The organism is Gilvimarinus sp. 1_MG-2023, from assembly GCF_030548285.1.
In genome coordinates this window covers 1-231 of the sequence record NZ_JAUOSC010001844.1, presented here as the reverse complement: position 1 = coordinate 231, position 231 = coordinate 1, and the positions used below count along the sequence as shown (strand labels likewise).

General features: G+C 54.1%; 1 protein-coding gene. It reads right to left on the bottom strand.

What is annotated here, in order from left to right; all coding sequences use genetic code 11:
- The coding region (gene mraW / locus Q4563_RS23075; RefSeq protein ID WP_303606210.1) for a 16S rRNA (cytosine(1402)-N(4))-methyltransferase at nt 1-231 on the bottom strand (231 nt) is incomplete at both ends.

Below are 231 nucleotides of genomic sequence, written 5' to 3'. Positions count from 1 at the left end.
AAAACGCTCTTCACCGTATTCTCTCAAGACCCGGATAATTTCATTTTCGTCCGTGGTGGCCACCCATTCCGCGGCAGACATGCCCGCATCCGGATTCATACGCATATCCAGCGGGCCATCACGCATAAAGCTGAAGCCACGTTCCGGATCATCCAGCTGTGGGGAAGAAACACCCAAATCCAGCAGAATGCCGTTGATACGCTCGATTCCCCGAGCCGCCATCTCCTGTTT